Here is a 23,684-nt window from a genome sequence, read left to right as displayed (position 1 = left end):
GATGGACCTCTCGCTCTCCGAGGAGCAGCGTGACCTGCGCGACGCCGTCCGCTCGATGCTGGCCAAGGCGGCCGGCTCCGAGGCCGTCCGCGCCGCCATGGCGGCGCCGTCGGGCCGGGACGACGCTCTCTGGCGCCAGCTGACCGGTGAGCTTGGCCTGACCGGGCTGGCGGTGCCGGAAGAGCTCGGCGGGGCGGGGGCCACGTTCGCCGAGGTCGCCGTCGTGCTCGAGGAGGTAGGGGCGGCGCTGCTGGCCGCGCCGTACACGTCGACGGTGGTCGTCGCGGAGGTGCTCGCCCGCTTCGGGGACGCGGCCTTCCTGCCTGCGCTGGTCGACGGGGCGGTCGGCGCGCTCGCGCTGGCCGAGCCCGGGGACCGGTCGTGGCCGCCGCGGATCGGGTGCGCCGCGGCGCGCGGTGCCGAGGGTTGGCTGCTGACCGGTTCGAAGGCCGCCGTCCCGGACGGCGGCGCGGCCGACGTGCTGCTCGTCGCCGCCGTGGACGACCGGGATGACGCGCTGTTCGCTGTCGCCGGAGACGCCCCCGGGCTCGCACGGGTCGACGTCCCCCTGATGGACCAGACGCGGCGGGCCGCGGACCTCGCCCTCGACGGGGTGCCGGCGGTGCGGGTCGGCGGAGCGGACGCCGCGGCGTTCGCCCGCGACGTCGCCGCCGTGGCCGCCGCCTGCGAGGCGGTCGGCACCGGGCGGCGGGCCCTGGAGCGCACCGTCGACCACCTGCGCACACGTGTGCAGTTCGGCCGTGTCCTCGGCTCGTTCCAGGCGCTGCGGCACCGGGCAGCGGACCTGTTCACCGCCGTCGAGGCCGCGGCGTCCACCGCCCGCTACGCGGCGGGGGTGGTGGCGACCGCCCCGGAGGAGCTGCCGGTGGTGGCCCCGCTGGCGAAGCTCGTGTGCGCCCAGGCGCTGTCCGACGTCGCCGCCGAGGCGCTCCAGCTGCACGGCGGGATCGCGATCACCTGGGAGCACGACGCGCACCTGTGGTTCAAGCGGGCCGCGCACGTGCAGCACACCGGCGGCTCGCCGGAGCAGCTGCGCCGCCTGCTGGCGCCCGCCGCCGGCCTGTAGGAACGCCGATCGTCGGTGATCATCGGCGCCTGGCAGTACGACTTGCGGGAGGCGGGCGCCACGCGCCGATGATCATCGCGACGGATGGGGAGCTTAAAGGCGCTCGATGATGGTGACGTTGGCCTGGCCGCCGCCCTCGCACATCGTCTGCAGGCCGTAGCGGCCACCGGTGCGCTCGAGCTCGTGCAGGAGCGTGGTCATGAGGCGGGCGCCGGTGGCACCCAGCGGGTGGCCGAGGGCGATCCCGCCACCGTTGACGTTGACCTTCGCCAGGTCGGCCCCGGTCTCCTTCTGCCAGGCCAGCACGACGGAGGCGAACGCCTCGTTGATCTCGACCAGGTCGATGTCATCGAGGGTCAGGCCGGCCTTGTCGAGCGCGTGCGCCGTCGCGGGGATCGGCGCGGTGAGCATCCACACTGGGTCGGCCCCGCGCACTGACAGGTGCACGATCCGCGCCCGGGGCGTCAGCCCGTGCTGCTGCACCGCCTCCTCGCTGGCGACCAGCAGGGCGGCCGCGCCGTCGGAGATCTGGCTGGAGACGGCGGCGGTGACCAGGCCGCCCTCGCGCACCGGCGGCAGGGAGCGGATCTTGTCCCAGTTGGGCTCGCGCGGGCCCTCGTCGGCGGTGACGCCGGCGATCGGGGCGATCTCGCGGTCGAAGCGGCCCTCGGCCCGGGCGCGCAGCGCGCGGACGTGGCTCTCGACCGAGAACTCTTCCATGTCCGCACGGCTGATCGACCACTTCTCGGCGATCATCTCCGCCGAGCGGATCTGGTCGACCGGCTGGTCGCCGTAGCGGGCCCGCCAGCCGACCGAGCCGGAGAACGGGTCGGGGAAGCCGTAGCCTTGCCCGGCGGTCATCGCGGAGCTGATCGGCAGCGCGCTCATGTTCTGGACGCCGCCGGCGACCACGAGGTCCGCGGTGCCCGAGAGCACCGCCTGCGCGGCGAAGTGCACTGCCTGTTGCGAGGAACCGCACTGCCGGTCGACGGTGACGCCGGGGACCTCCTCGGGGAGGCCGGCGGCCAGCCAGGAGGTGCGGGCGATGTCGCCGGCCTGCGAGCCGATGGTGTCCACGCAGCCGAAGACGACGTCGTCGACGGCGGCCGGGTCGACGCCGGCCCGGGCCACGAGCTCGCGCAGCACGTGGGCGCCCAGGTCGGCGGAGTGGATGCCGGCGAGGCCGCCGCCGCGCCGTCCCACCGGGGTGCGGACGGCCTCGACGAGGTAGGCGGTGCCGATCATGCGGGTCATTCGGAAGTCCTCCAGCCGTGCCGGTCACCGGGACGCGGCCGTACTGCCGCCCCGGACCGGCCTAGCTTTCGTCCCCGGGCGTGCCTGCGGGTGCGCCCGCCCGCTGGGTGGGACGACGAAGGAGAACTCCGCATGCCCGAAGCAGTGCTCGTCGCCGCGGCCCGGTCGCCGATCGGCCGCGCCTTCAAGGGATCGCTGCGCGAGCTGCGCGCCGACGACCTCGCCGCCACGATCGTGCAGGCCGCGCTGGACCAGGTGTCCGCGCTCGACCCCGCCGCGATCGACGACCTCGTGATGGGCTGCGGGCAGCCGGCGGGGGAGCAGGGCTACGGCCTGGGCCGGATCACCGCGCTGCTGCTCGGCCAGGACGGGGTCCCCGGCACGACGGTGCAGCGCTACTGCGCCTCGTCGCTGCAGAGCACCCGCATGGCGGTGCACGCCATCCGTGCCGGCGAGGCGCAGGTCGTCGTCTCCGCCGGGGTGGAGACGGTCTCCCGGTACACGTTCGGCAAGTCCGACGGCATGCCCGACACCCGCAACCCGCGGTTCTCCGACTCCGGTGAGCGCACCGGCGACTGGTCCGACCCGCGCGCGGCCGACCTGCTGCCCGACCCGTACATCGCGATGGGGCAGACGGCGGAGAACGTGGCGCGGCTGCGCGGGGTCACCCGGGAGGCGCAGGACGAGTTCGCCCTGCTCAGCCAGAACCGCGCGGAGAAGGCGATCGCCGACGGCTTCTACGCCCGCGAGATCACTCCGGTGACCACGCCCGACGGCACCGTCGTCGACGCCGACGACACCCCGCGGGCCGGCGTCACGCTCGAGGCGCTCTCCTCGCTCAAGCCGGTGTTCCGCGAGGACGGCACGGTCACCGCCGGCAACTGCTGCCCGCTCAACGACGGCGCGGCCGCCCTCGTGCTGATGAGCGACGTGCGTGCCCGCGAGCTCGGCATCACCCCGCTGGCCCGGATCCTCTCCACCGGGGTCAGCGCGCTCTCGCCGGAGATCATGGGCCTGGGCCCGGTGGAGGCCTCTCGCCGCGCGCTGGCGCTGGCCGGGATGACCGCCGCCGACGTCGACGTCTGCGAGATCAACGAGGCGTTCGCCGCCCAGGTGCTGCCGTCGATCGACGACCTCGGCCTCGATGTCGAGCGGGTCAACCCGCAGGGCGGCGCGATCGCCGTGGGGCATCCCTTCGGCCAGACCGGCGCCCGGCTCACCGTCACCCTGCTCAACGGCCTGCGGGCCCGCGACGGCAGCATCGGCTTGGAGACGATGTGCGCCGCCGGTGGCCAGGGCATGGCGATGGTGCTCGAGCGGCTCTCCTGACGGCGACCGGTCAGGTGCCGGTCGCCACCAGCACGCGCTCGTCGCGCCCGGATCGTTCCCGGTCACCGGGAGCGTCGCCGGGGCGCCGGAGCGGTGCACCCAGGATGGCGCCGGAACGGGACGGCGGAGAAGGGGCGGACATGGGCATCCTCGAGGGCAAGGTCGCCATGGTCACCGGCGCGGGTCAGGGCGTCGGGCAGGGCATCGCGCTGGCGCTCGCCGCCGAGGGCTGCGCCGTCGCCGTCCTGGGCCGGACGCTGGCCAAGGTCGAGCACACGGCCGAGCTGCTGCGCGCCCGCGGGGTCAAGGCCGAGCCCGTCGAGTGCGACGTCACGCACCTCGACGCGATCCCGGACGTGGTGGCCGGCGTGGTGGAGGCTTTCGGTGGCCTGGACATCCAGGTGAACAACGCCTACTTCGGCGCCTACGGCCCGTTGCTGTCGATGGGCGACCGCCAGTTCCAGCGCGGCTTCGTCAGCGGCCCCTTCGCCGCCTTCGCGTTCATGAAGGCGGCGCACCCGCACCTGAAGGAGCGGCGCGGCAGCATCGTCAACCTGGTCAGCTCGGCCACCGTGCGCTGGGACCTCTCCACGTTCGGCGCCTACGCCTCGGCCAAGTGGGCGTTGCGCTCGCTGACGCAGGCGGCGGCCGATGAGTGGGGCCGTGACGGCATCCGGGTCAACGCGATCGCACCGCACGCCCTCTCGCCGGGCCTGGCCTCGTGGGTGGAGGCCAACCCCGAGGAGGCCGCGGAGTTCCGGAAGACGATCCCGCTGGGCTACATCGGCGACTGCGAGGAGGACATCGGCCGCGCCGTCGTCGCGATCGTGAGCCCTGCCATGCGGTACCTCACCGGCGCGACCGTTCCGCTCGACGGCGGTCAGGCCAACTTCGACTGACGTCGTCCACGGGGTCGGCTCCGTGCGGACGTGCGGTCAGCCGGGACGCAGGACGCCCCGATCGCCGCGCTCGATCGCGATGGTGAACCGGCGGCGGGTCAGCCGCCAGCCCTCGGGGGCCCGAGCCCAGGTGTCGCTGTACTCACCCATGCACTCGTAGACGGCGTCCGCGGCGTCGCCGGCCCCGACGTGGAACACCCGGGCGTAGGCCAGTGACCGGGCGGTGTCGCCGTCCACGGTCACCCGCAGGTTCCCGATCAGGTGCTGGGACGGCCCGCAGCCGCCCAGGTGCGCCTGCACCTGCGCGACGATGGCCGCGCGGCCGTCCACCCCGTAGCCGTGGGCGTCGTCGGCGAAGGCGGCGCCGAGGGCGGCCCAGTCCCGGCTGTCCAGCGCGGTGGCGACGCCGTACAGCGCGGCCTCGACCGCGGCGGCGTCGGTCACGCGTCGTCCGCGGGGATGCCGCCCGCCAGCAGACGGGGGGCCTCGTCGCGGCCGTCGAGCACCCGGTTGGTGCGCTCGGCCACCTGCCAGCCCTCGGCACCGCGGTGCAGCCGCCACCGGTTGGCCGTCGCCCGCCGGACGACGAACCGGCCTTCGTCGTGCACGACCATCAACGAGTGGCACACCGCGACCGCCTCGTCGCCGGTCACCGTCACGTGCGGGGGCCCGACGACGTGGGCGCACCCGCCCGCGATCCAGTTCTGGTGCGCGGTGGAGCGGACCATCGCCGTGATCTCCGCGCGCCCGGTCATGAGCAGCTCGTCGACGTCGTAGACGCCCTCGGGTGCCCACAGAGCGGCCACCCGGTCGGCGTCCCCGCCGTCGACCAGGGGCCCGTAGGCGGCGATCACCTGGGCCACCGCCCGCTCGTCCTCCAGCTGCTGCAGCCGCCGCTCCAGCTCCGCCAGTCGCCCGGCGACGTCGGCGCTCATGCCGCGGGAACGGCATCGTCGGCGGCCAGCTGCGCGAGGGCCTCGAGCTGCGCGCAGTAGTGGTCGGCGGAGTCGGCCGCCAGCGCGACGTTGACCGTCGTCGCGCCTGCCGCCCGCGGCCGGGCCAGGGCCTCGCGGGTGCGGTCGGGGTTCCCGATCGGGTCGAGCGACCGGCCGGCGGAGAGCACGACCTCGAAGCCGGCCGGTACGTCGACGGCCCCCAGCAGATCGGCGAGCTCGTCGAAGGACAGGCCGAAGGGCACCCAGCCGTCGCCGACGGTGACCGCGCGGCGCAGTGACTTCAGCGTGCGCCCACCGATCCACAGCGGCACCCGCCCCTGCTGGGCGTGCGGCTCCACGACGAAGCCGGAGAAGTCGTAGAACTCACCGGTGTAGCTGGGTTCGCGCTGGGACAGCGCGGCGCGCAGCGCCGCGATCGCGTCGTCGGCCCGCGGGCCCCGCCCCGAGAACGGGACGCCGAGCAGGTCGAACTCCTCCTCCAGGCTGCCCACCCCCAGGCCGAGGGTCAGCCGGCCGCCGCTGACCCGATCGAGCGTTCCGTAGCGCTTGGCGATCTCCAGCGGGTGGTGATAGCCCACGACCAGCACCTGGGTGGCGAACCGGACCCGCCGGGTGCGGGCGGCGAGGTGGCCGAAGGTGGCCAGCGGGTCCCAGTAGGTGGCGCCGCGGTTCTGGGCGACGTCGGTGGGGACGGCGACGTGCTCGCTGCAGGTGAGGTGCGCGAAGCCCAGCCGGTCGGCCACCTCCGCGATGCGTCCCAGGTCCTCGATCCCACCCGTGCGCTCCCATTCGGAGTGGGCCCCGGGCACCAGGGTGACCACCGGGCTGACGATGCCGATCTGCACGTGTGCTCCTCCCGCGGCGGCCACGTCGGCCGCGACTGCGTCCTGTTGCTAGTGCAGCGGCCGCCCAAGGGGGAGCCGGCTCCCGGTGATCGGGAGCGACTGCCGGCCCGGGACACCGGCGCGTCGAGGGCAGCTGCGCCACGGTGTTCCCTGTGACCGGGATCGCTGGTACGTTCGGAAGCAGAATCAATTCCAGTTCTGAGGGTGGAGTCACCGATGAGCGTTCTCTCTGCGGCGCCCGAGGCCCCCGTGGCCGCACGGCCCGAGCTGCCCCCGTCGATGGTCGAGCGCATGACCCTCATCCTCGACGCCTTCGACGGCCGGTCCACGCGTCTGGCGCTGGAGGACGTCGCCCGCCGAACGCACCTGCCACGCTCCACGGCGCACCGCATCCTCGATCAGCTCGTGCGGCTCGCCTGGCTCGAGCACACGCCGTTCGGCTACCGGCTCGGCCAGCGCGCCCTGGGCCTCGGCGGGCGCGACGGTGGCTTCGAGGAGATCCGCGTGGCGGCCGCGCCGCTGCTGCACGAACTCCAGATCAAGACCGGGATGGTCATCCACCTCGCGGTCCTGGACGGGGCCGACGTCTACTACCTGGACAAGGTGGGCGGGCGCTTCGCCGCCGTCGTCCCCTCCCGGGTCGGCGGCCGTGCGCCGGCGCACTCGACGGCACTGGGCAAGGCGATGCTCGCCTGGCTGGAGCCCGAGCAGGTCGACGTCCAGATGGGCCAGGCCATCGGCCGCCTGACCAGTCGCACCATCGCCGACCTCAGCACGCTGCACCAGGAGCTCAACCGCATCCGCCAGCGGCGGGGCCTCGCCTTCGAGCGCGGGGAGTGCTTCGCGGAGATCTCCTGCGTCGCGGCGGCCATCCGTGGCCCCGAGGGGCCGCTGGCCAGCATCTCCCTCGTGGGTGACGCCCGGACCCCCCTGGAGAAGGTCGCACCGCTGGTCGTCGACGCCGCGCGCCAGGTGTCGCTCTCGCTCCACCCCAACCTCGACAGCGGCCGCCGCCCGCGCGCGGTGCCTGCCGCGGCCGGCCCGACGTGGTCGGCGCAGACGCTGGACCGGCTCATGGTGGCCGGGGAGAACGGCGACTGGCTCTGAGCCGTCGGGCGGTCGCCCCGGGGGGACTCATCCCCACCGGTCACCCCAGCCCCACGGCTCCGGGGGCACGAACTCCGGCTCCGGATCGATGCCGAACCGCCCCCGGTAGAAGATCATCGGCCGCTCCTCGGAACCGGACTCCACCTGCAGCACCCGGCCGATCACCACGTCGTGGTCGCCGGCGACGTGGACGTCGTAGACCTCGCAGTGCACGCGCAGCAGGACGTTGCGCAGCGCGGGGGCTCCCCACCGGGAGAGGTCCCATTCCAGGCCCTCGTACCGGCGGCCCCGCGCCGAGCCGAACCGACCACACACGTCGACCTGCTCCTCGGTCAGCACGTTGACGCAGAACCGCCCGGAGGTACGGATGCGCGGCCAGGCCCGGCCCCGGTGGTCCGCGCAGAAGAGCACCAGTGGCGGCTCCAGGGAGACGGAGGCGAAGGACTGGCAGGCGAAGCCCACCGCCTCGCCGTCGTCCATCCCGGTCACCACCGTGACCCCGCTGGCGAAGCAGCCCATCGCCTGGCGCAGCTCCGCCGGTGTCGGCGGCGCCGGTTCGGCGTCGGTTGCAGGGCATGCCTCGGGTACCACCGTCGAAGGGCTGCTGACCGGCTCGGTCGTCCGCATGCCGAGGACGGTAGGAGCGGCGTGCACCCCCACCCGCGGTCCGATCCCGGTCACCGGAAGCCGCCCCGCTCGGGAGCCGGCCCGGCCCGCCGCACGGGTCTCGCGGGCGTGCGTCCCGTTGATCGGGACGCCGGCCGGACACCCGCGTCGAGGACTGCCTACGGTTCCCCGGCCCACCGACGACCGCATCCGTGAGCGCTGGAGCTGACATCTCGATGACATCACTGACCTACGAATCCACGCTCCGGGAGCTGGCCACCGACGACGGGGTGCTCCGGTACCACGAGGCCGGTGAGGGGCCCCCGCTGCTGCTGCTGCACGGCTCCGGCCCGGGCGTCACCGGCTGGCGGAACTACCGGGGAAACCTGGCCGCCTTCGCCGAGCACTTCCGCTGCCTGGTCCTGGAGTTCCCCGGCTTCGGGGTCAGCGACCCCACCGACCAGCACCCGATGCTCGCCGCGCCGGCCGCGGTGCTGCGCTTCCTCGACGGGCTGGGGCTGCAGCAGGTCGACGTCATCGGGAACTCCATGGGCGGCATCGTGGCGGCCCAGGTCGCCATCGCCCACCCCGACCGCTTCCGCCGGATGGTCACCATCGGCGGTCTCGGGCGGAACATCTTCAGCCCCGGCCCCGGCGAGGGCATCAACCTGCTCGTCGAGTTCACCGAGGAGCCGACCCGCGAGCGGCTCGTGCAGTGGCTGCGCTCGATGGTCCACGACCCGGCGATGGTCACCGAGGAGCTGATCGAGGAGCGCTGGGCCCAGGCCACCGATCCCGACACCCTCGCCAGCGCCCGCCGGATGTACGGCCGGAAGGCGATGCAGGCACGCAGCGCCGCCGCGGCCGCCTCCGACGCCCCGCCCTACTGGGCGATGCTGCACAAGATCAGGGCGCGCACGCTGATCACCTGGGGCCGGGACGACCGGGTCAGCCCCATGGACATGGCACTGCTGCCGATGCGCACCATCCCCGACGTCGAGCTGCACGTGTTCCCCAACTGCGGGCACTGGGCGATGATCGAGGCCAAGGAGGCCTGGGAGGCCACGGTCCTGGCCTTCCTGACCCGCAAGGACGCCGCATGAGCGGGTCGGAGCAGGAGACGGGACAGGCCTGGGAGGCCGAGTACGACTTCGTCGTCGTCGGCTCCGGTGGTGGCGGCATGGCCGCAGCGCTCACGGCGGCCGACGCCGGGCTCTCCGTGCTCATCGTGGAGAAGGGCAAGAAGTTCGGCGGCAGCACCGCGATCTCCGGCGGCGGCATCTGGATCCCGAACAACCCGACGCTGCAGGCCAAGGGGCACGACGACAGCCGGGAGTCCATCCGCCGCTACCTGGACCTGCTCACCGAGGGTCGGGTGTCGGCCGCTCGCCTGGACGCCTACGTCGACAACGGTCCGCCCGCCATGGAACTGCTGTGCCGCAGCAGGTGGATGGTGTTCGACTGGACCAAGGGCTACGCCGACTACCACCCCGAGCTGGAGGGCGGCCGGCCGCTGGGCCGGTCGATCGAGGCCAAGCCCTTCGACACCCGCAAGCTCGGCGAGGACGAGCAGTACCAGCGGCCCAACAACCTCAAGGGCCCGCTGGGGCTGTGGATCACCGCCAAGGACTACCGCGACCTGGCGATGGTCAAGCGGACCTGGCGTGGCCGCCGGGCGTCGATCGTCGCCGCGTGGCGGGTGTCGTCCAACGTCGTCCGGCGCCGGCACATGGCCACCGGCGGCCGTGCGCTGGCGGCCCGCATGCGCATGGCGCTCAAGGACGCCGGCATCCCGCTGTGGCTGCGCACCCCGATGACCGACCTGGTGCTCGACGACACCGGCGCGGTCCGTGGGGTAGAGGTCAGCCGCGAGGGGGCGCCGATGCGCATCGGCGCCCGCCACGGCGTGCTGCTGGCCACCGGCGGCTTCGACCACAACCAGGAGCTACGCGAGCAGTACCTGCCCGAGGGCGCGCGCCCGGACTACAGCGCGGGTGCCAGGGAGCTGGTCGGTGACGGCATCCTGCTCGGCCAGCAGGCTGGGGCCGCGCTGGACCTGATGGACGACGCCTGGTGGATGCCCTCGGTGCGGCACCCGGCCGGGGCGGTGATCCCGCTGGTGTCCGAGCGCTGCATCCCGCCGTCGGTCATCGTCGACTCCGCCGGGCAGCGGTTCACCAACGAGTCCGCGCCGTACGTCAACTTCGTGCACGACCAGCTGGCCGGCGGCCACGTCCCGGCGTGGTTCGTGATGGACGCCAAGGCGCGCTCGCGGTACCCGTTCGCGCAGATCCTGCCCGGGATGCCGGTTCCCCAGGACTTCTATGACGCCGGCATCGCCTTCCGCGCCGACACCCTGGCCGGGCTGGCCGAGCAGATCGGCGCCCCGGCCGACGCTCTCGCCGCCACGGTGCAGCGGTTCAACGGCTTCGCCCGGGCCGGCGTGGACGCCGACTATGGCCGCGGCGACTCCGCCTACGACCGCTACTACGGCGACCCGACACTGAAGAACCCGAACATCGACGTTCTCGACAAGGGGCCGTTCTACGCGTTCCGCATCGAGGTCGGCGACCTCGGCACCAAGGGCGGCCTGGTCACCGACGAGCGCAGCCGGGTGCTGCGCACCGACGGCGGCGCCATCCCGGGGCTGTACGCCACGGGCAACACGTCGGCGTCGGTGATGGGCAACGAGTACGCCGGTCCGGGCGCCACCATCGGCCCCTCGATCGTCTTCGGCTACATCGCCGCCCGCGATGCGGCCGCGCAGGCGGCCACCCGGCCCGCCGGCGACCCGGTCGGCCAGCCCGCCTGATCTCCCGAGGAGCACCACCATGTCGAGCGGTCCCCAGCGCGTCCGGGTCGTCGAGGTCGTCCGCGAGACCGCCGACGCGCACTCGCTCGTCCTCGAGCCGGAGACCCCGGAACTGTTCGCGTCCTACCGACCCGGGCAGTTCCTCACCGTGCGGGTTCCCTCCGACCGGGACGGCGGGGCGGCCCGGTGCTATTCACTGTCCAGCTCACCGCACTGCGAGGAGCGGCTGAAGGTCACCGTCAAGCGCACGGTCGGCGGTTACGGCTCCAACTGGCTCTGCGACAACGTCGTGCAGGGCACCACCCTGGAGGTGCTCCGCCCGTCGGGGACCTTCACGCCGCGGTCGCTCGACGACGACGTCCTCCTGCTCGCCGGCGGGAGCGGGATCACCCCGGTCATGTCGATCCTCAAGTCGGTCCTGACCGCCGGCACGGGCGCCGTGACCCTGGTGTACGCCAACCGGGACGAGTCGTCGGTCATCTTCCGCGACGAACTGCTGCTGCTGACCAAGGAGCACCCCGAGCGCCTGGTCGTCCTGCACTGGCTGGAATCGGTGCAGGGCATCCCGACGGCGGCAGGGTTGCGCGCGCTGACCACTCCCTACGTCGATCGCCAGGTCTTCATCTGCGGTCCGGCACCGTTCATGGACCTCAGCCAGGCCACGTTGACCGCCGCCGGCTTTCCGGGGGAGGGGTTGCACATCGAGCGGTTCACCTCGCTCACCAACGATCCCTTCGCCGACGTGGCCGTCGTCCAGCTCGAGGTCGAGGACGACGACGCCGGCCCGCCCGCGGAGGTCGAGGTCGAGCTCGACGGCGAGGTCAGCACCGTCGCCTGGCCACGGCGGACCAGGCTGCTCGACGCCCTTCGGGCTGCGGGACTCGACGCCCCGTTCTCCTGCCGCGAAGGCAACTGCAGCGCCTGCGCCTGCGTCGCGCTCGAGGGCGAGGCGACGATGGAGCACAACGAGGTGCTCGACGCCCACGACCTGGCCGACGGCCTGCTGCTCGCCTGCCAGGCCCTCCCGGTCAGCGAGCGGTTCCGGATCACCTACCAAGCCTGACCGGAGGGCGCTCCGGGCGCCTCCCACTCACCGGGAGGTGCGGCCCGGCTCACGCGGCCCGATGACACGGTGCTGATACCAACCGATCGGGGCCTCGCCCCGGACGACGAGAGGCTCTGCGATGCTCAGCCCGTCAGCACGCCAGGCAGCGGCCGACCAGCTCTGGGCCGCCGAGCGGGACCGGATGCCGGTCGAGCCGCTCACGACGTCGTTCCCGGAGATCGACGTCGTCGACGCCTACGAGATCCAGCTGCTCAACATCGCCCGCCAGCGGGACGCCGGTGCCGGCGTCTACGGCCACAAGGTCGGCCTGTCCTCGCTGGTGATGCAGCAGATGATGGGCGTCGACGAGCCCGACTACGGCCACCTGCTCGACAGCATGGTGCTGACCGAGGGCACGCCGGTGCCGACGGACCGGTACTGCTACCCGCGCATCGAGGTCGAGATCGCCTACGTCCTCGGCGACACGCTCCCGGGCGAGGGCTGCACCGAGGACGACGTCCTCGCCGCCACCGAGTTCCTGGCGCCCAGCATCGAGCTCATCGACAGTCGGATCACCGACTGGCGCATCGGGCTGGCCGACACCATCGCCGACAACGCCTCCTCGGCCGGTGTCGTCCTCGGCGCCGCGCGGGTCGCCCCGCGGGATCTCGACCCCCCTGACATCGACGCGGTGCTGTTCCAGGACGGCGCCGAAGTGGCCCGCGGCAACACCAGCGCCGTGCTCGGCAACCCGACCACCGCCGTCGCCTGGCTGGCCCGCACGGTCGCCTCGTTCGGCGTGAAGCTCGAGGCGGGGCACGTGATCCTGCCCGGCTCCTGCACCCGGGCCTTCGACGTCCGGGCCGGCTCCACCTTCCGCGCCGAGTTCGCCGGGCTCGGCTCCGTGGCTTTGACCTTCACCGGGGGAGACCAGTGACCAGCACAGCGACCGCCGCCATCGTCGGTTCCGGGAACATCGGCACCGACCTGCTCTACAAGCTCCAGCGGTCGGGCACGATCGAACCGCGCTGGATGATCGGCGTCGACCCCGACAGCGAGGGCCTGCAGCGGGCGGCGGCCCTGGGCCTGGAGGCCTCGGCCGAGGGCGTGGACTGGCTGCTGACCCGAGGCGAGTTGCCCGACCTGGTCTTCGAGGCCACCTCGGCCTACGTGCACCGGGCCAACGCGCCGCGCTACGCCGAACTCGGTATCCAGGCCATCGACCTGACCCCGGCCGCGATCGGTCCGGCAGTCGTGCCCGCCGTCAACCTCGACGAGCACCGAGATGCCCCCAACGTCAGCCTGATCACCTGCGGCGGGCAGGCCACCATCCCGATGGTCGCCGCGGTGTCGCGCGTGGTGGAGGTGCCCTACGCCGAGATCGTCGCGAGCGTCGCCTCCCCGTCAGCCGGCCCCGGCACCCGGGCGAACATCGACGAGTTCACCCGGGCGACGTCCCGGGGCATCGAGGTGATCGGTGGCGCCCGCAAGGGCAAGGCGATCATCATCCTGAATCCGGCCGAGCCGCCGATGTTCATGCAGGACACGATCTTCTGCGCGATCCCGGAGGACGCCGACCGCGACGCGATCGCGGCCTCGATCACGAAGATGGCCGATGACGTCGCCGGCTACGTCCCCGGTTACCGGCTGCGCACCGAGCCGCAGTTCGACGACCCCAACCCGATGAGCGGCGGCATGGCCCGCGTCGCGGTCTTCATCGAGGTCGAGGGCGCCGGCGACTTCCTGCCGCCCTACAGCGGCAACCTCGACATCATGACCGCCGCGGCGACCGCGGTCGGCGAGGGGTTCGCCGGCCGCATCCTCGCCGACCGCACACCCGCCGCGAGCTGAGGACACGAACTCCCATGACTGCTCTCTCCGCCTTCCCGGCCGCCAAGGCCTACAGCGCCGACCTCGACATCCGGGTCACCGACTCCTCGCTGCGCGACGGCTCGCACGCCAAGCGCCACCAGTTCACCCCTGAGCACGTCCGGTCGATCGTGGGCGCGCTCGACGACGCAGGCGTGCCGGTGATCGAGGTGACCCACGGCGACGGCCTCGGCGGCTCGTCGTTCAACTACGGCTTCAGCCACACCCCCGAGCAGGAGCTGATCAAGGAGGCGGTGAAGACCGCCACCCGCGCCAAGATCGCCTTCCTCATGCTCCCCGGGCTCGGGGTGCAGGACGACATCCGCGAGGCGGCCGGCAACGGCGCCTCGATCTGCCGGATCGCGACCCACTGCACCGAGGCGGACATCTCCCTCCAGCACTTCGGCCTGGCCCGTGAGCTCGGCCTGGAGACCGTCGGCTTCCTGATGATGAGCCACAGCCAGCCGCCCGAGGTGCTGGCGAAGCAGGCCCGGATCATGGCCGACGCCGGCTGTCAGTGTGTCTACGTGGTCGACTCCGCCGGCGCGCTGATCATGGAGCAGAGCAGCGACCGGATCGGCGCGCTGGTCGCCGAACTCGGGGACGACGCCCAGGTCGGTTTCCACGGCCACGAGAACCTCGGCCTCGGGGTGGCCAACTCGATCCTCGCCGTTCGGGCCGGTGCGCAGCAGATCGACGGCTCCACCCGCCGCTTCGGCGCCGGTGCGGGCAACACACCGGTCGAGGGCTTCGTCGCCGTGGCCGAGAAGCTGGGCATCCGCACCGGCATCGACACGCTGAAGATCATCGATGCCGCCGAGGATGTCGTCCGCCCGGTCATGGACGGCGAGTGCCTGCTCGACCGGCTGTCGCTGACCATGGGTTACGCCGGCGTCTACTCCTCCTTCCTCAAGCACGCCGACGCCCAGGCCGAGCGCTACGGCGTCTCGGGCGCGGAGATCCTCATCGAGGCCGGGCGACGCAAGCTCGTCGGCGGCCAGGAGGACCAGCTCATCGACATCGCAGTCGCGCTCGCAGCGAAGAACTCGACTCTCGCCGGAAAGAACTGAGGTCCGCCACCATGACCACCACCGCCCTCGACGCGATCACCGAGCGCGCTGACGAGATCCGCGCGCAGGGCGTGGTCAACGAGCAGCTCGGCAAGCTCAGCGACACCGCCGCGAAGACCCTGCGCGACGCCGGTGTGATCCGGATGCTTCAGCCGGCCGCCCACGGTGGTGCGGAGGCCCACCCGGTCGAGTGGGCGGAGACCGTGATGGCCACCGCGGCCCTCGACGGGTCCACCGGCTGGGTCGCGGGCATCGTCGGCATCCACCCGTGGGAGATGGCCATGGCCGACCCGCGGGTGCAGGAGGAGGTGTGGGGCGAGGACCAGGACACCTGGATCGCCTCGCCGTACGCGCCGATGGGCGTCCTGCGGCCGGTCGACGGCGGCTACGTCTTCAACGGCCGGTGGCAGTTCTCCTCCGGCACCGACCACTGTCAGTGGATCTTCCTCGGCGCGTTCCTCGGCGACGAGAACGGCGAGGTGGTCAAGCCGCCGCAGAACATCCACGTGATCCTGCCGCGGTCGGACTACGAGATCGTCGAGGACACCTGGGACGTCGTCGGACTGCGGGGCACCGGCAGCAAGGACATCGTCGTCAAGGACGCGTTCATCCCGTCCTACCGCGTGATCCACAACTCGAAGCTGATCGACGGCACGCAGCCCAAGGACGCCGGGCTGACCAACCCGCTGTACCACGTGCCGTTCTCCTGCGCGTTCCCGCTCGGCATCACCTCGGCGGTCATCGGCATCGCCGAGGGCGCGCTCGCCCACCACCTGGCCTACCAGCGGACCCGCGTCCAGATCACCGGAACCAAGATCAAGGACGACCCGTACGTCCTCTACGCGATCGGTGAGGCTGCCGGTGAGATCGCCGCCTCCCGGGCGGTCCTCCTGGACAACGCCAACCGGATGTACGACCTGGCCGCCGCCGGCCACGAGTTCACCTTCGAGGAGCGGGCCCTCGGCCGGCGCAACCAGACCCAGGCGGCCTGGCGGGCGGTGCGCGCGGTCGACGAGATCGTCGCCCGCTCCGGCGGCAACGCCATGCGGATGGACAACCCGCTGCAACGGTTCTGGCGGGACGCCCACATGGGCCTCGTCCACGCCATCCACGTGCCCGGCTCGATCAACCACGTGTCCGCGCTGTCCCAGCTCGGCATCGAGCCGCCGCCCGGCCCGATGCGTTCGATGATCTGATGTCCCGCCCTGCGATCGGAGACCCGTCCATGACCGAAATCCGCGGCCTCGGCTACATAGAGGTCCAGACGACCGGCATCGACCGGTGGCGCGAGCTCACCGTCGACGCCCTCGGCTTCGCCGTCGGCACCGGTCCGGTGGCCGACGCGCTGTACCTGCGGATGGACGAGCGGCGCGCCCGCCTGGTCCTCCACCCGGGCGACACCGACCGCGTCCGCGTCGTCGGCTGGGAGGTGCGCGACCAGTTCGCGCTGGCCGCCGTCGGGCGCCGGGTCGAGGCCTCGGGCACCGCCTGCAAGGAGCTCTCACAGGCCGAGTGCACTCTGCGCGGGGTCGAGGCGGCGATCACCTTCGACGACCCTGCCGGCACGCCGGTGGAGATCTTCTTCGCCCCGATCCTCGACCACTCGCCGGTGGTCACGAGCCTCGGCCAGCGGTTCGTCACCGGCGAGCAAGGCATGGGCCACGTCGTCCTGCCCACCACCTGCCCCGAGGAGACGGTCGCCTTCTACGCCGAGGTGCTGGGTTTCCTGCCTCGCGGCGCGATGCGGCTCAAGGGTGGCAGCCCGGAGAACCCGCGCCGGGTGCGGTTCATGGGGGTCAACCAGCGCCACCACAGCCTGGCCATCGCGCCGGCGCCGCACGGCGATGCCCCGGGCCTGATCCACCTCATGGTGGAGGTCGACTCGCTCGACGTCGTCGGTCGCGCGCTGGACAACGTGAACCGGGCCGGCTTCTCGCTGTCCTCGACCCTGGGCCGGCACACCAACGACAAGATGGTGTCCTTCTACGTCCGCGCTCCCGGCGGCTGGGACATCGAGTACGGCTGCGAGGGGATGCTGGTGGACGAGTCCACCTACACCGCCGAGGAGATCACCGCCGACAGCTACTGGGGCCACGACTGGTCGGGGTCCGAGCCGCTGGCCGCGTTCGTCCCCCGCGCCGCAGGGGCGTGAGCGGATCGATCGCCCCGGTTCCTGCCTCGGCGATCGACCGATTCGACGCCGAGGTGGACGTCCTGGTCGTCGGCCTCGGCTGCGCCGGTGCAGCGGCCGCCCTCGAGGCGGCCGCCGCCGGGGCGTCGGTGCTCGCGCTGGAGCGTGCGTCGGGTCCGGGCGGGTCCTCGGCGATGTCCGGCGGGGAGCTCTACCTCGGCGGCGGGACGGCGGTGCAGAAGGCCTGCGGCTTCGACGACGACGCGGACAACATGTTCGCCTACCTCCGCGCCGCGCTCGGCCCGCACGCCGACGAGGAGAAGCTGCGGCTGTACTGCGACGGCAGCGTCGACCACTTCGAGTGGTTCCGCGCTCAGGGCGTGACCTTCCAGGAGTCGCTGTTCGACGCGCCCACCTGGATGCCGCCCACGACGGATGGGTTGATGTGGCTGGGTGAGAACGTCTGGCCGTACAACGAGCTGGCCCGGCCGGTGCCGCGCGGCCACCGGCCCACGGCCGAGGGCTTCGCAGGCTGGCTGCTCATGGACAGGCTCCTCGCCGCCGTCCGCGACGCCGGCGTGTCCATCGAGACCGACACGCTCGCTGCGGCGCTGGTCGTCGAGGACGGCCGCGTTGTCGGGGTGGCCGCCCGGCGGTACGGCGCCCAGGTCGCCTACCGGGCGCGCCGCGGCGTCGTCCTCACCACCGGCGGGTTCGTCGACGACGAGGAGATGCTCGCCGCCCACGCACCGGTGCTGCTCGGCCACGGCAAGGTGAGCGACGGCCTCGACGACGGAAGCGGCATCCGCATGGCCGCGGCGCTGGGTGCGGCGACCCGGCGGATGGGATCGGTGGAGGTAGCGCTGACCGCGCTGCCGGCCGCCATGGTGCGCGGCATGCTGGTCAACGCGCTGGGCCAGCGGTTCATCAACGAGGACGTCTATCCGGGGCTGTTCAGCTCCGCCGCGGTGAAGCACCAGCCCGGCCCCTGGTGGGTGGTGGTCGACGAGACCGGCTGGGAGTCCATCCCGAAGCGCGACCTGTGGGGGGTGCGGCCGCGGTACGCCGCCGAGACCCTCGTCGAGCTCGAGTCGGAGCTGTCCATCCCCGAAGGCGCGCTGCAGGCGACGGTCGACGTCTACAACCGGCACGCCGCCGTGGGTGCGGACCCGCTCTTCCACAAGAACGCCCGCTGGCTGCGGCCGCTGGAGCCGCCGTTCGCGGCGCTGGATCCCCGGCTGGGCTTCGCCACCGGCCGGGACAGCGCGGGCGAGGGGACCGGCGCGGCCGGCTTCACCCTCGGCGGGCTGCACACCACGGTCGACGGCGCCGTGCTCGACGTCTCGGGCGCGGCCATCCCGGGCCTGTTCGCGGCCGGGCGGGCCAGCGCCGGCATCCACGGCGAGGGCTACATCAGCGGCACGTCGCTGGGCGACGGCACCTTCTTCGGTCGGCGTGCCGGCCGGGCCGTCGCGGCCGGCGCGGGCCGGCAACCATGACAGAGAGGGCGACGATGAACCGCTACGAGGGCAAGCGAGTGTTCCTCACGGGCGCCGGCTCCGGGATCGGCCGGGCGGCGGCGGTCCGGCTGGTGGCCGAGGGGGCGACGGTCTTCGCCGTCGACCGGGACGCCGAGGGGCTTGCCGCGACCCGCGAGCTCGTTGTGGACCCCGCGAGGCTGACCTGCCACACCGCCGACCTCTCGACCGAGGACGCCGTGGTCGCCGCAGCCGCTGCGGGCGTGGCCGAGCTGGGCCGGGTCGATGTGCTGGCCAACGTCGCCGGGGCGCTCCGCACCACGCCGATGACCGGCCTCGACCTCGACGACTACCGCTGGCTGCTGGCGATCAACCTGCTCGCGCCGGTCACGCTCTGCCGCGAGCTGCTGCCGCACATCCCCGACCGCACCGGCGTGATCGTCCTGACGACCTCCACCGCGGCGACCAAGGCGCACCCGGGCATGACCGGCTACGCCGCCTCCAAGGGCGCGCTGCTGTCGTTCGCGGTGAGCCTCTCCGCCGAGCTGGCCCCGCGCCGCATCCGGGTGGTCCCGGTGTCGCCGGGCGGTGTGGCCACACCGCTGACGGCGAACAAGGAGACCTACGCCGGGATCGACACGTCCTGGTACCGGCGCACCTATCCGCTGTGGGGCCAGCCCGGCCGTCCGGAGGACCTGGCCGCGGCCATCACCTTCGCCGGGTCCGCGGACGGTGCCTACCTCAACGGCACGGAGTTCCGGCTGGACGGCGGCTCGCACGTCTGACCCGTCGTCCATCAGGCGACGAGCAGGATGCCGCCCAGCGCGAGCCCGGCCACCACGATCGTGGACACCAGGGCGAGCAGCACCGGGCGGGCGCCCACGGTGCGCAGCGCACTGATCCGGACGCCGCAGCCAAGGGCGAACATCGCGGCGGACAGCAGGCCCACCTGAGCGGCCTCGGCCAGGCCCAGCACCGCCTCGGGGACGAGCCCGCTGGACCGGAGCACCACCATGGTCAGGAAGCCGACGACGAACAGCGGCACCAGCGGCGGTCGCCGTCCGCCGCCGGTCCGCCGGCGCAACCGCCAGCTGACCACCGCCAGCACCGGGGCGAGCATCAGCACGCGGGCCAGCTTCACCACGACCGCCGCCGCCAGGGCGCCGGTACCCATCGCGCCGCCGGCCGCGACCACCTGGGCCACCTCGTGGATCGCGCCGCCGGCCCACAGGCCACCGACCTGCTCGGGGAGCCCCAGCGCGGCGGCCGAGAGCGGCACCAGCGGGATCATCAGCGTGCCGAAGACGACCACCAGCGCGACGGCGGTGACGACGTCCTCCTCCTCGGCATCGACGACGCCGTCGACGGCGGCTACGGCCGCGGCGCCGCAGATGGAGAACCCGCAGGCGATCAACAGCCGCTGGGCGGGGCTGACGCCCAGGAGGCGGCCCACCAGCAGGGTGGCCGCGATGCCCCCCACGACGATGACCACCACCACGACGAGCATCCCGGCGCCCAGGCCGATGACGTCGCTGAGCAGCAGCTGCAGGCCCAGCAGGACGACGCCCAGGCGCAGCAGCCGCTTCGCGGAGACGGCGAGGCCGGGCCGCACGGCGGCGGGCAGCCGCACCACGTTGGCGAGGAGGACGCCGAGCACGATCGCGATCAGCAGCGCGCTCACCGACGGCACGGCGCGGTGCAGCACGGAGGACGCGGCCGCTGCGGCCGTGCAGAGAGCGAGGCCGGGTAGCGCACCCTCCCACCCGCTCGGCTCCGGCCGAGGGGCTGCGCGGGCCGGGCGACCGGCGCCGGGGGTGGGGGAGGGCATGCCCTGATGCTGGTCCCGGTGTCCGGGCGGCAGTAGTCCCCGGGCTGCCATGGGGCCATATGCTCGGGATATGACCGGACGGCGGGACTGGCCCGACCTGGCCCTGCTCGAGCTGCTGGTCGGCATCTCCGAGCACGGCAGCCTCGGCGCGGGCGCCCGCGCCGTCGGCATGGCGCAGCCCAACGCCAGCCGGGCCGTGGCCCGGTTCGAGCGGGGGAGCGGGGTGCGGTTGCTGCGACGGTCCCCGCGGGGATCGACGCTCACCGCGGAGGGCGCGCTCGTCGTCGACTGGGCCCGCGGGGTGCTCGACGCCGCGGAACGGCTGGATGCCGGGATCGACGCGCTGCGGGCCGGCGCCGGTCCCGGGCTGAGCGTGGCCGCCAGCATGACCGTGGCCGAGTACCTCGTTCCCGCCTGGCTCACCGAGCTCCGGCGTCGCCACCCGGCGGTCCGCGTCGCCCTGGACGTGCAGAACTCCGCCGACGTCGCGGCAGGGGTCGGAGTCGGGAACTACGACATCGGCTTCGTGGAGTCACCGGAGCTGCCTGGCGGCCTGCACTCCCTGGAGGTGGGCCGTGACGAACTCGTCGTGGTGGTCCATCCCGAGCATCCGTGGGCGCAGCGGCGCGAGCCGGTCACCCCGGCCGAGCTCGCCGCGACCCCGCTGGTGGTGCGCGAGGCGGGCTCGGGCACCCGGACGGCGCTGGAGGCAGCGCTGGGCGGCGCCGGTACCACGGTGGCCCCGGCGCTGGCCCTTCCCAGCAATGCGGCGGTGCGGCTCAGCGTGCTGACCGGGGGGCCGCCGGCGGTGCTGAGCGCACTGGCCGTCGACGCCGCGCTGGCCTCCGGCGAACTGCACCGGGTGCTGGTCGCGGGGGTCGATCTGGGGCGGCGGTTGACCGCGGTGTGGATCGGACCGCGTCAGCTCACCGGCCTGGCCGGCGATCTGGTGCAGATCGCCCAGCGCAGCTCCGGGCTGACCCGCGCCGCCGGTGGGGTCAGCGGCCCATCAAGCGCTGGTGGTGGGCGTGCGCCCGGCTGACCAGTTCGGCGCGGTCCATGCCGCTGCGCTTGGCGGCGGCCGCCTCGTTTCCACCCGCGATCCACACCGGGCCGTGGGGCAGGTGCTCCAGGCCGTCGCGGGCGACGTCCTCCGGCTCGGCCACGTTGAGGCCCGGGATGGAGAAGTCCAGCCCGGCCCGCTCCATCGCCGGTGTCCGGGTCACCCCGAGGACGAGCTCGAGCACATGCACGCCGTGCTCGCGCAGCTCGAGCCACAGCCCCTCGGCGAACACCCGGCTGAACGCCTTGACCGCCGAGTAGATGCTCATGTCCGCGGTGCCCATGTAGCCGGCCAGCGAGCCGACCAGCACGATCCCGCCCCGGCCGCGCTCCCTCATCAGCGCGCCGTAGTGGTGGGTCAACGCCAGCTGGGCGGTGATGTTGAGGTCGATGACGCCCTGCACGCGGTCGAGGTCGCCGGTCACGAACTCGTGGCCGTAGCTGTTGGCGCCGGCGTTGAAGATCAACAGGCCGACCTCGACGTCGTCGGTGACCTGGCGCAACTCCTTGAGCGCCCCCGGGTCGAGCAGGTCGAGCTCGAGGGTGCGGACCTGCACGCCCTTGGCACGCACGGCCGCGGCGGTCTCGGCCAGCGGGCCCGGCTTGCGGGCGACGAGGACGAGGTTGATCCCGGCGTCGGCGAGCTGGCCGGCGAAGGCCGCACCCACCCCCTCGGACCCGCCCGCGATCACCGCCCAGGGGCCGTAGGTGGCAGCGTCGGTCACGGTCGTACCTCTTTCCGGGTGCCGGGGGGAGCGGGGTGGGTCAGTTGCCGTCGTCGGGCACGGGGACGGCGCCGCCCAGTGCGGCCTCCTGGATGGAGGCCTGCATCGCCGAGCAGGACTCGAAGAAGTCGCCGTTCGGACCGGGCTGTGGCTGCGATGTCCTGCGCTCCTCGCAGGCGGCCACCGCAGCGGCATCCCACTGCACGCTCGTCTGCTGCCAGCTGCTCTTTCGGACCTCGACCCGCGCGGAGCACCGCTGGCAGGTGACCTCGCGCATCGGGGTGTCCAGGAGCCGGTTGTCGGGACGGACCGCCATCAGACCGACTGCGGCTGATCGGCGGCGGCCGCGGCGCGGCGGGCGAGGTTGGCCTCGACCTCCCGGCGCCAGGCCTCGTTGGGCCGGGTGGTGTCCATCTCGTACTCGAACCGCTCCACCATCTCCGGCGCGACGTCAGCGACGTCGACGTAGAACTGCTCGTACCAGCGGCGCAGCTGGTAGACCGGCCCGTCCTCCTCGCACAGCAACGGGTTGTCGATCCGGGTCTTGTTCTTCCAGATCTGCACGTCCTGCTCGAACCCGGTCCGGATGAAGTCGCCCGTCCCGATGGCCATCTTCTCGGCGGCGTCCCCGGGCAGGTGCTCCGAGCGCTTGACGATCACGCCGTACTGGAGCACGAAGCTGTTGGCGTCGATCGGGTAGTGGCAGTTGATGAGGACCGACTCGAGTTCCATGTTCTCGTAGTGGTACGTCAGGTCGTCGATCATGAACGACGGGCCGTGATAGGCGGCGACCGACGTGTTGCCGATCAGTTTGGGCTGTCCCTCCTTGGCCGGCGGGCGGACGTCCTCCCGCCCGAGACCGTTCTGGATCTGCGTGGCGACCGGACCCTCGAAGATGGTCTTGAAGTACGTGGGGAACGACCCGTGCACGTAGAAGAAGTGCGCCATGTCGACGATGTTGTCGATGACCTCACGGCAGTTGGTGTTCACGACGGTTGAGTACCAGCGCCAGTCGGTCCACTCGTCGCTGTCGGCGCCCGCGATCCGCGGGATGGTGACGTCGGCGGGCGGCGGGTTGCCCTCCGGGTCGTTCCAGACGAAGAGCAGCCCGTCCTGCTGGAGGGTCGGCCAGGCCGCCGTCCGCGCCCGGAGCGGCACCCGGCGGCTGTAGGGGATCTGCTTGCACTTCCCGTCCCCGCCCCAGCGCCAGTCGTGGAACGGACAGGCGACCTCGTTGCCCTTCACCGTGCCCTGCGACAGGTCGCCACCCATGTGGCGGCAGTAGGCGTCGAGCACGTTGATCGAGCCGTCACCGGCCTGGAAGACGACGAGCTTCTGCCCGAACGCCAGGACGGAGTGCGGCGTGCCGTCGGCGTAGTCCTTGCTCAGGCCCAGACAGTGCCAGCCCCGGGCGAACCGGGTCGGCGCGGCCTCGGCTTCGATCCGCCGGATCTCCTCGGTGTCCTGCACAGCGGTCATGTGGTCCGACCATCCCCTCGAATACGCGGTGCTTCGGCCGCACGCTAGGTCCGTGGCACCCCGGCCAGTGGCCCGCGTCTCACTCATCGGAACGTGCCGGCC

The 23,684-nt window shown here is 72.9% G+C and carries 24 protein-coding genes; 15 read left to right on the top strand and 9 right to left on the bottom strand.

Annotated features, from left to right (window positions below):
* Window position 1 precedes the first annotated feature (1 nt).
* Complete coding sequence (locus E4P41_RS01870) at window positions 2-1,087, top strand: acyl-CoA dehydrogenase family protein (RefSeq protein WP_135139179.1); 1,086 nt, start codon at window positions 2-4, stop codon at window positions 1,085-1,087.
* A gap of 93 nt (window positions 1,088-1,180) precedes the next feature.
* Here the strand turns inward: E4P41_RS01870 and E4P41_RS01865 are convergent, their stop codons facing one another.
* Window positions 1,181-2,329 carry an acetyl-CoA C-acetyltransferase gene (locus E4P41_RS01865; RefSeq protein WP_135139235.1) on the bottom strand — a complete coding sequence of 383 codons (1,149 nt, stop codon included), beginning with the start codon at window positions 2,327-2,329 and terminating at the stop codon, window positions 1,181-1,183.
* A 144-nt stretch (window positions 2,330-2,473) separates the two neighbouring features.
* On the opposite strand from E4P41_RS01865, the gene E4P41_RS01860 reads away from it, so the two are divergent.
* Together E4P41_RS01860 and E4P41_RS01855 are read left to right on the top strand one after the other, a co-directional pair.
* The gene (locus tag E4P41_RS01860) at window positions 2,474-3,670 is read left to right on the top strand and encodes an acetyl-CoA C-acetyltransferase (protein ID WP_135139178.1); all 1,197 of its coding nucleotides are present in this window, start codon (window positions 2,474-2,476) and stop codon (window positions 3,668-3,670) included.
* 140 nt (window positions 3,671-3,810) lie between these two features.
* Window positions 3,811-4,569, top strand: a complete 759-nt coding sequence (locus tag E4P41_RS01855) for an SDR family oxidoreductase (RefSeq protein ID WP_135139177.1) — start codon at window positions 3,811-3,813, stop codon at window positions 4,567-4,569.
* A gap of 36 nt (window positions 4,570-4,605) precedes the next feature.
* On the opposite strand, the gene E4P41_RS01850 is transcribed toward E4P41_RS01855, so the two are convergent.
* From E4P41_RS01850 to E4P41_RS01840, 3 genes are read right to left on the bottom strand one after another with little or no spacing between them, the layout of a single operon-like run.
* Window positions 4,606-5,013: a nuclear transport factor 2 family protein gene (locus E4P41_RS01850; protein ID WP_135139176.1), complete on the bottom strand. Its 408-nt coding sequence runs from the start codon at window positions 5,011-5,013 to the stop codon at window positions 4,606-4,608.
* A complete protein-coding gene (locus E4P41_RS01845; protein WP_135139175.1) occupies window positions 5,010-5,504 on the bottom strand; it encodes a nuclear transport factor 2 family protein in 495 nt (164 codons plus the stop codon). The genes E4P41_RS01850 and E4P41_RS01845 overlap by 4 nt, the downstream gene beginning before the upstream one ends.
* Window positions 5,501-6,370: an LLM class F420-dependent oxidoreductase gene (locus E4P41_RS01840; RefSeq protein WP_135139174.1), complete on the bottom strand. Its 870-nt coding sequence runs from the start codon at window positions 6,368-6,370 to the stop codon at window positions 5,501-5,503. Before E4P41_RS01840 ends, E4P41_RS01845 begins: the two co-directional genes overlap by 4 nt.
* A 216-nt stretch (window positions 6,371-6,586) precedes the next feature.
* On the opposite strand from E4P41_RS01840, the gene E4P41_RS01835 reads away from it, so the two are divergent.
* Entirely contained in the window at window positions 6,587-7,477 is an 891-nt protein-coding gene (locus tag E4P41_RS01835; protein WP_135139173.1) for an IclR family transcriptional regulator, read from the top strand.
* 27 nt (window positions 7,478-7,504) lie between these two features.
* Here the strand turns inward: E4P41_RS01835 and E4P41_RS01830 are convergent, their stop codons facing one another.
* Window positions 7,505-8,104, bottom strand: coding sequence for a flavin reductase family protein (locus E4P41_RS01830; RefSeq protein WP_209307480.1), 600 nt, complete (start codon window positions 8,102-8,104; stop codon window positions 7,505-7,507).
* 215 nt (window positions 8,105-8,319) lie between these two features.
* Between E4P41_RS01830 and E4P41_RS01825 the strand changes: the two genes are divergently transcribed.
* The 10 genes from E4P41_RS01825 to E4P41_RS01780 all read left to right on the top strand — a co-directional run bounded on the left by E4P41_RS01825 (window position 8,320) and on the right by E4P41_RS01780 (window position 19,273).
* Window positions 8,320-9,186 carry an alpha/beta fold hydrolase gene (locus tag E4P41_RS01825; protein WP_135139172.1) on the top strand — a complete coding sequence of 289 codons (867 nt, stop codon included), beginning with the start codon at window positions 8,320-8,322 and terminating at the stop codon, window positions 9,184-9,186.
* Entirely contained in the window at window positions 9,183-10,895 is a 1,713-nt protein-coding gene (locus E4P41_RS01820; RefSeq protein WP_135139171.1) for an FAD-binding protein, read from the top strand. The genes E4P41_RS01825 and E4P41_RS01820 overlap by 4 nt, the downstream gene beginning before the upstream one ends.
* A gap of 19 nt (window positions 10,896-10,914) precedes the next feature.
* Window positions 10,915-11,958 (top strand): ferredoxin--NADP reductase, encoded by a 1,044-nt coding sequence (locus tag E4P41_RS01815; RefSeq protein ID WP_135139170.1) that lies wholly within the window; start codon window positions 10,915-10,917, stop codon window positions 11,956-11,958.
* A 121-nt stretch (window positions 11,959-12,079) separates the two neighbouring features.
* Complete coding sequence (locus E4P41_RS01810; protein ID WP_135139169.1) at window positions 12,080-12,877, top strand: 2-keto-4-pentenoate hydratase; 798 nt, start codon at window positions 12,080-12,082, stop codon at window positions 12,875-12,877.
* Window positions 12,874-13,791, top strand: coding sequence for an acetaldehyde dehydrogenase (acetylating) (locus E4P41_RS01805; RefSeq protein WP_135139168.1), 918 nt, complete (start codon window positions 12,874-12,876; stop codon window positions 13,789-13,791). Before E4P41_RS01810 ends, E4P41_RS01805 begins: the two co-directional genes overlap by 4 nt.
* 14 nt (window positions 13,792-13,805) lie before the next feature.
* Window positions 13,806-14,879 carry a 4-hydroxy-2-oxovalerate aldolase gene (gene dmpG, locus E4P41_RS01800; protein ID WP_135139167.1) on the top strand — a complete coding sequence of 358 codons (1,074 nt, stop codon included), beginning with the start codon at window positions 13,806-13,808 and terminating at the stop codon, window positions 14,877-14,879.
* A gap of 11 nt (window positions 14,880-14,890) precedes the next feature.
* Window positions 14,891-16,075: an acyl-CoA dehydrogenase family protein gene (locus E4P41_RS01795; RefSeq protein ID WP_135139166.1), complete on the top strand. Its 1,185-nt coding sequence runs from the start codon at window positions 14,891-14,893 to the stop codon at window positions 16,073-16,075.
* Between the two features lie 29 nt (window positions 16,076-16,104).
* Window positions 16,105-17,031 (top strand): VOC family protein, encoded by a 927-nt coding sequence (locus E4P41_RS22945; RefSeq protein ID WP_135139165.1) that lies wholly within the window; start codon window positions 16,105-16,107, stop codon window positions 17,029-17,031.
* Entirely contained in the window at window positions 17,028-18,509 is a 1,482-nt protein-coding gene (locus E4P41_RS01785) for an FAD-dependent oxidoreductase (RefSeq protein WP_135139164.1), read from the top strand. The genes E4P41_RS22945 and E4P41_RS01785 overlap by 4 nt, the downstream gene beginning before the upstream one ends.
* A gap of 14 nt (window positions 18,510-18,523) precedes the next feature.
* Window positions 18,524-19,273: an SDR family oxidoreductase gene (locus E4P41_RS01780; protein WP_209307479.1), complete on the top strand. Its 750-nt coding sequence runs from the start codon at window positions 18,524-18,526 to the stop codon at window positions 19,271-19,273.
* Between the two features lie 11 nt (window positions 19,274-19,284).
* On the opposite strand, the gene E4P41_RS01775 is transcribed toward E4P41_RS01780, so the two are convergent.
* Entirely contained in the window at window positions 19,285-20,316 is a 1,032-nt protein-coding gene (locus E4P41_RS01775; RefSeq protein ID WP_135139162.1) for a putative sulfate exporter family transporter, read from the bottom strand.
* 70 nt (window positions 20,317-20,386) lie between these two features.
* Here E4P41_RS01775 and E4P41_RS01770 point away from each other — a divergent pair, with 70 nt between their 5' ends.
* Window positions 20,387-21,358, top strand: coding sequence for a LysR family transcriptional regulator (locus E4P41_RS01770; protein WP_135139161.1), 972 nt, complete (start codon window positions 20,387-20,389; stop codon window positions 21,356-21,358).
* Here E4P41_RS01770 and E4P41_RS01765 read toward each other — a convergent pair.
* Genes E4P41_RS01765 through E4P41_RS01755 form a run of 3 tightly spaced genes read right to left on the bottom strand, consistent with a single transcriptional unit; the run spans window position 21,315 to window position 23,582 of the window.
* Entirely contained in the window at window positions 21,315-22,103 is a 789-nt protein-coding gene (locus tag E4P41_RS01765; RefSeq protein WP_209307478.1) for an SDR family NAD(P)-dependent oxidoreductase, read from the bottom strand. The two genes, E4P41_RS01770 and E4P41_RS01765, sit on opposite strands and share 44 nt — an antisense overlap.
* A gap of 40 nt (window positions 22,104-22,143) precedes the next feature.
* Entirely contained in the window at window positions 22,144-22,419 is a 276-nt protein-coding gene (locus E4P41_RS01760; protein ID WP_209307477.1) for a hypothetical protein, read from the bottom strand.
* Window positions 22,419-23,582 (bottom strand): Rieske 2Fe-2S domain-containing protein, encoded by a 1,164-nt coding sequence (locus E4P41_RS01755; protein ID WP_135139159.1) that lies wholly within the window; start codon window positions 23,580-23,582, stop codon window positions 22,419-22,421. Before E4P41_RS01755 ends, E4P41_RS01760 begins: the two co-directional genes overlap by 1 nt.
* Between the last annotated feature and the right edge of the window lie 102 nt (window positions 23,583-23,684).

The organism is Geodermatophilus sp. DF01-2 (assembly GCF_004571065.1).
GTDB lineage: Bacteria > Actinomycetota > Actinomycetes > Mycobacteriales > Geodermatophilaceae > Geodermatophilus.
The sequence above is the reverse complement of the archived record's forward strand: the minus strand, read 5'-3'. Positions and strand labels throughout refer to the sequence as shown.

What these genes read in the sequence shown, in the direction of transcription:
- E4P41_RS01830 (WP_209307480.1), bottom strand. Translation starts at nt 8,104, where the DNA reads ATGCGGACGACCGAGCCGGTCAGCAGCCCTTCGACGGTGGTACCCGAG.
- E4P41_RS01820 (WP_135139171.1), top strand. Translation starts at nt 9,183, where the DNA reads ATGAGCGGGTCGGAGCAGGAGACGGGACAGGCCTGGGAGGCCGAGTAC.
- E4P41_RS01835 (WP_135139173.1), top strand. Translation starts at nt 6,587, where the DNA reads ATGAGCGTTCTCTCTGCGGCGCCCGAGGCCCCCGTGGCCGCACGGCCC.
- dmpG (WP_135139167.1), top strand. Translation starts at nt 13,806, where the DNA reads ATGACTGCTCTCTCCGCCTTCCCGGCCGCCAAGGCCTACAGCGCCGAC.
- E4P41_RS01845 (WP_135139175.1), bottom strand. Translation starts at nt 5,504, where the DNA reads ATGAGCGCCGACGTCGCCGGGCGACTGGCGGAGCTGGAGCGGCGGCTG.
- E4P41_RS01855 (WP_135139177.1), top strand. Translation starts at nt 3,811, where the DNA reads ATGGGCATCCTCGAGGGCAAGGTCGCCATGGTCACCGGCGCGGGTCAG.
- E4P41_RS01815 (WP_135139170.1), top strand. Translation starts at nt 10,915, where the DNA reads ATGTCGAGCGGTCCCCAGCGCGTCCGGGTCGTCGAGGTCGTCCGCGAG.
- E4P41_RS01760 (WP_209307477.1), bottom strand. Translation starts at nt 22,419, where the DNA reads ATGGCGGTCCGTCCCGACAACCGGCTCCTGGACACCCCGATGCGCGAG.
- E4P41_RS01775 (WP_135139162.1), bottom strand. Translation starts at nt 20,316, where the DNA reads ATGCCCTCCCCCACCCCCGGCGCCGGTCGCCCGGCCCGCGCAGCCCCT.
- E4P41_RS01810 (WP_135139169.1), top strand. Translation starts at nt 12,080, where the DNA reads ATGCTCAGCCCGTCAGCACGCCAGGCAGCGGCCGACCAGCTCTGGGCC.
- E4P41_RS01860 (WP_135139178.1), top strand. Translation starts at nt 2,474, where the DNA reads ATGCCCGAAGCAGTGCTCGTCGCCGCGGCCCGGTCGCCGATCGGCCGC.
- E4P41_RS01795 (WP_135139166.1), top strand. Translation starts at nt 14,891, where the DNA reads ATGACCACCACCGCCCTCGACGCGATCACCGAGCGCGCTGACGAGATC.
- E4P41_RS01755 (WP_135139159.1), bottom strand. Translation starts at nt 23,582, where the DNA reads ATGACCGCTGTGCAGGACACCGAGGAGATCCGGCGGATCGAAGCCGAG.
- E4P41_RS01825 (WP_135139172.1), top strand. Translation starts at nt 8,320, where the DNA reads ATGACATCACTGACCTACGAATCCACGCTCCGGGAGCTGGCCACCGAC.
- E4P41_RS01780 (WP_209307479.1), top strand. Translation starts at nt 18,524, where the DNA reads ATGAACCGCTACGAGGGCAAGCGAGTGTTCCTCACGGGCGCCGGCTCC.
- E4P41_RS01770 (WP_135139161.1), top strand. Translation starts at nt 20,387, where the DNA reads ATGACCGGACGGCGGGACTGGCCCGACCTGGCCCTGCTCGAGCTGCTG.
- E4P41_RS01870 (WP_135139179.1), top strand. Translation starts at nt 2, where the DNA reads ATGGACCTCTCGCTCTCCGAGGAGCAGCGTGACCTGCGCGACGCCGTC.
- E4P41_RS22945 (WP_135139165.1), top strand. Translation starts at nt 16,105, where the DNA reads ATGACCGAAATCCGCGGCCTCGGCTACATAGAGGTCCAGACGACCGGC.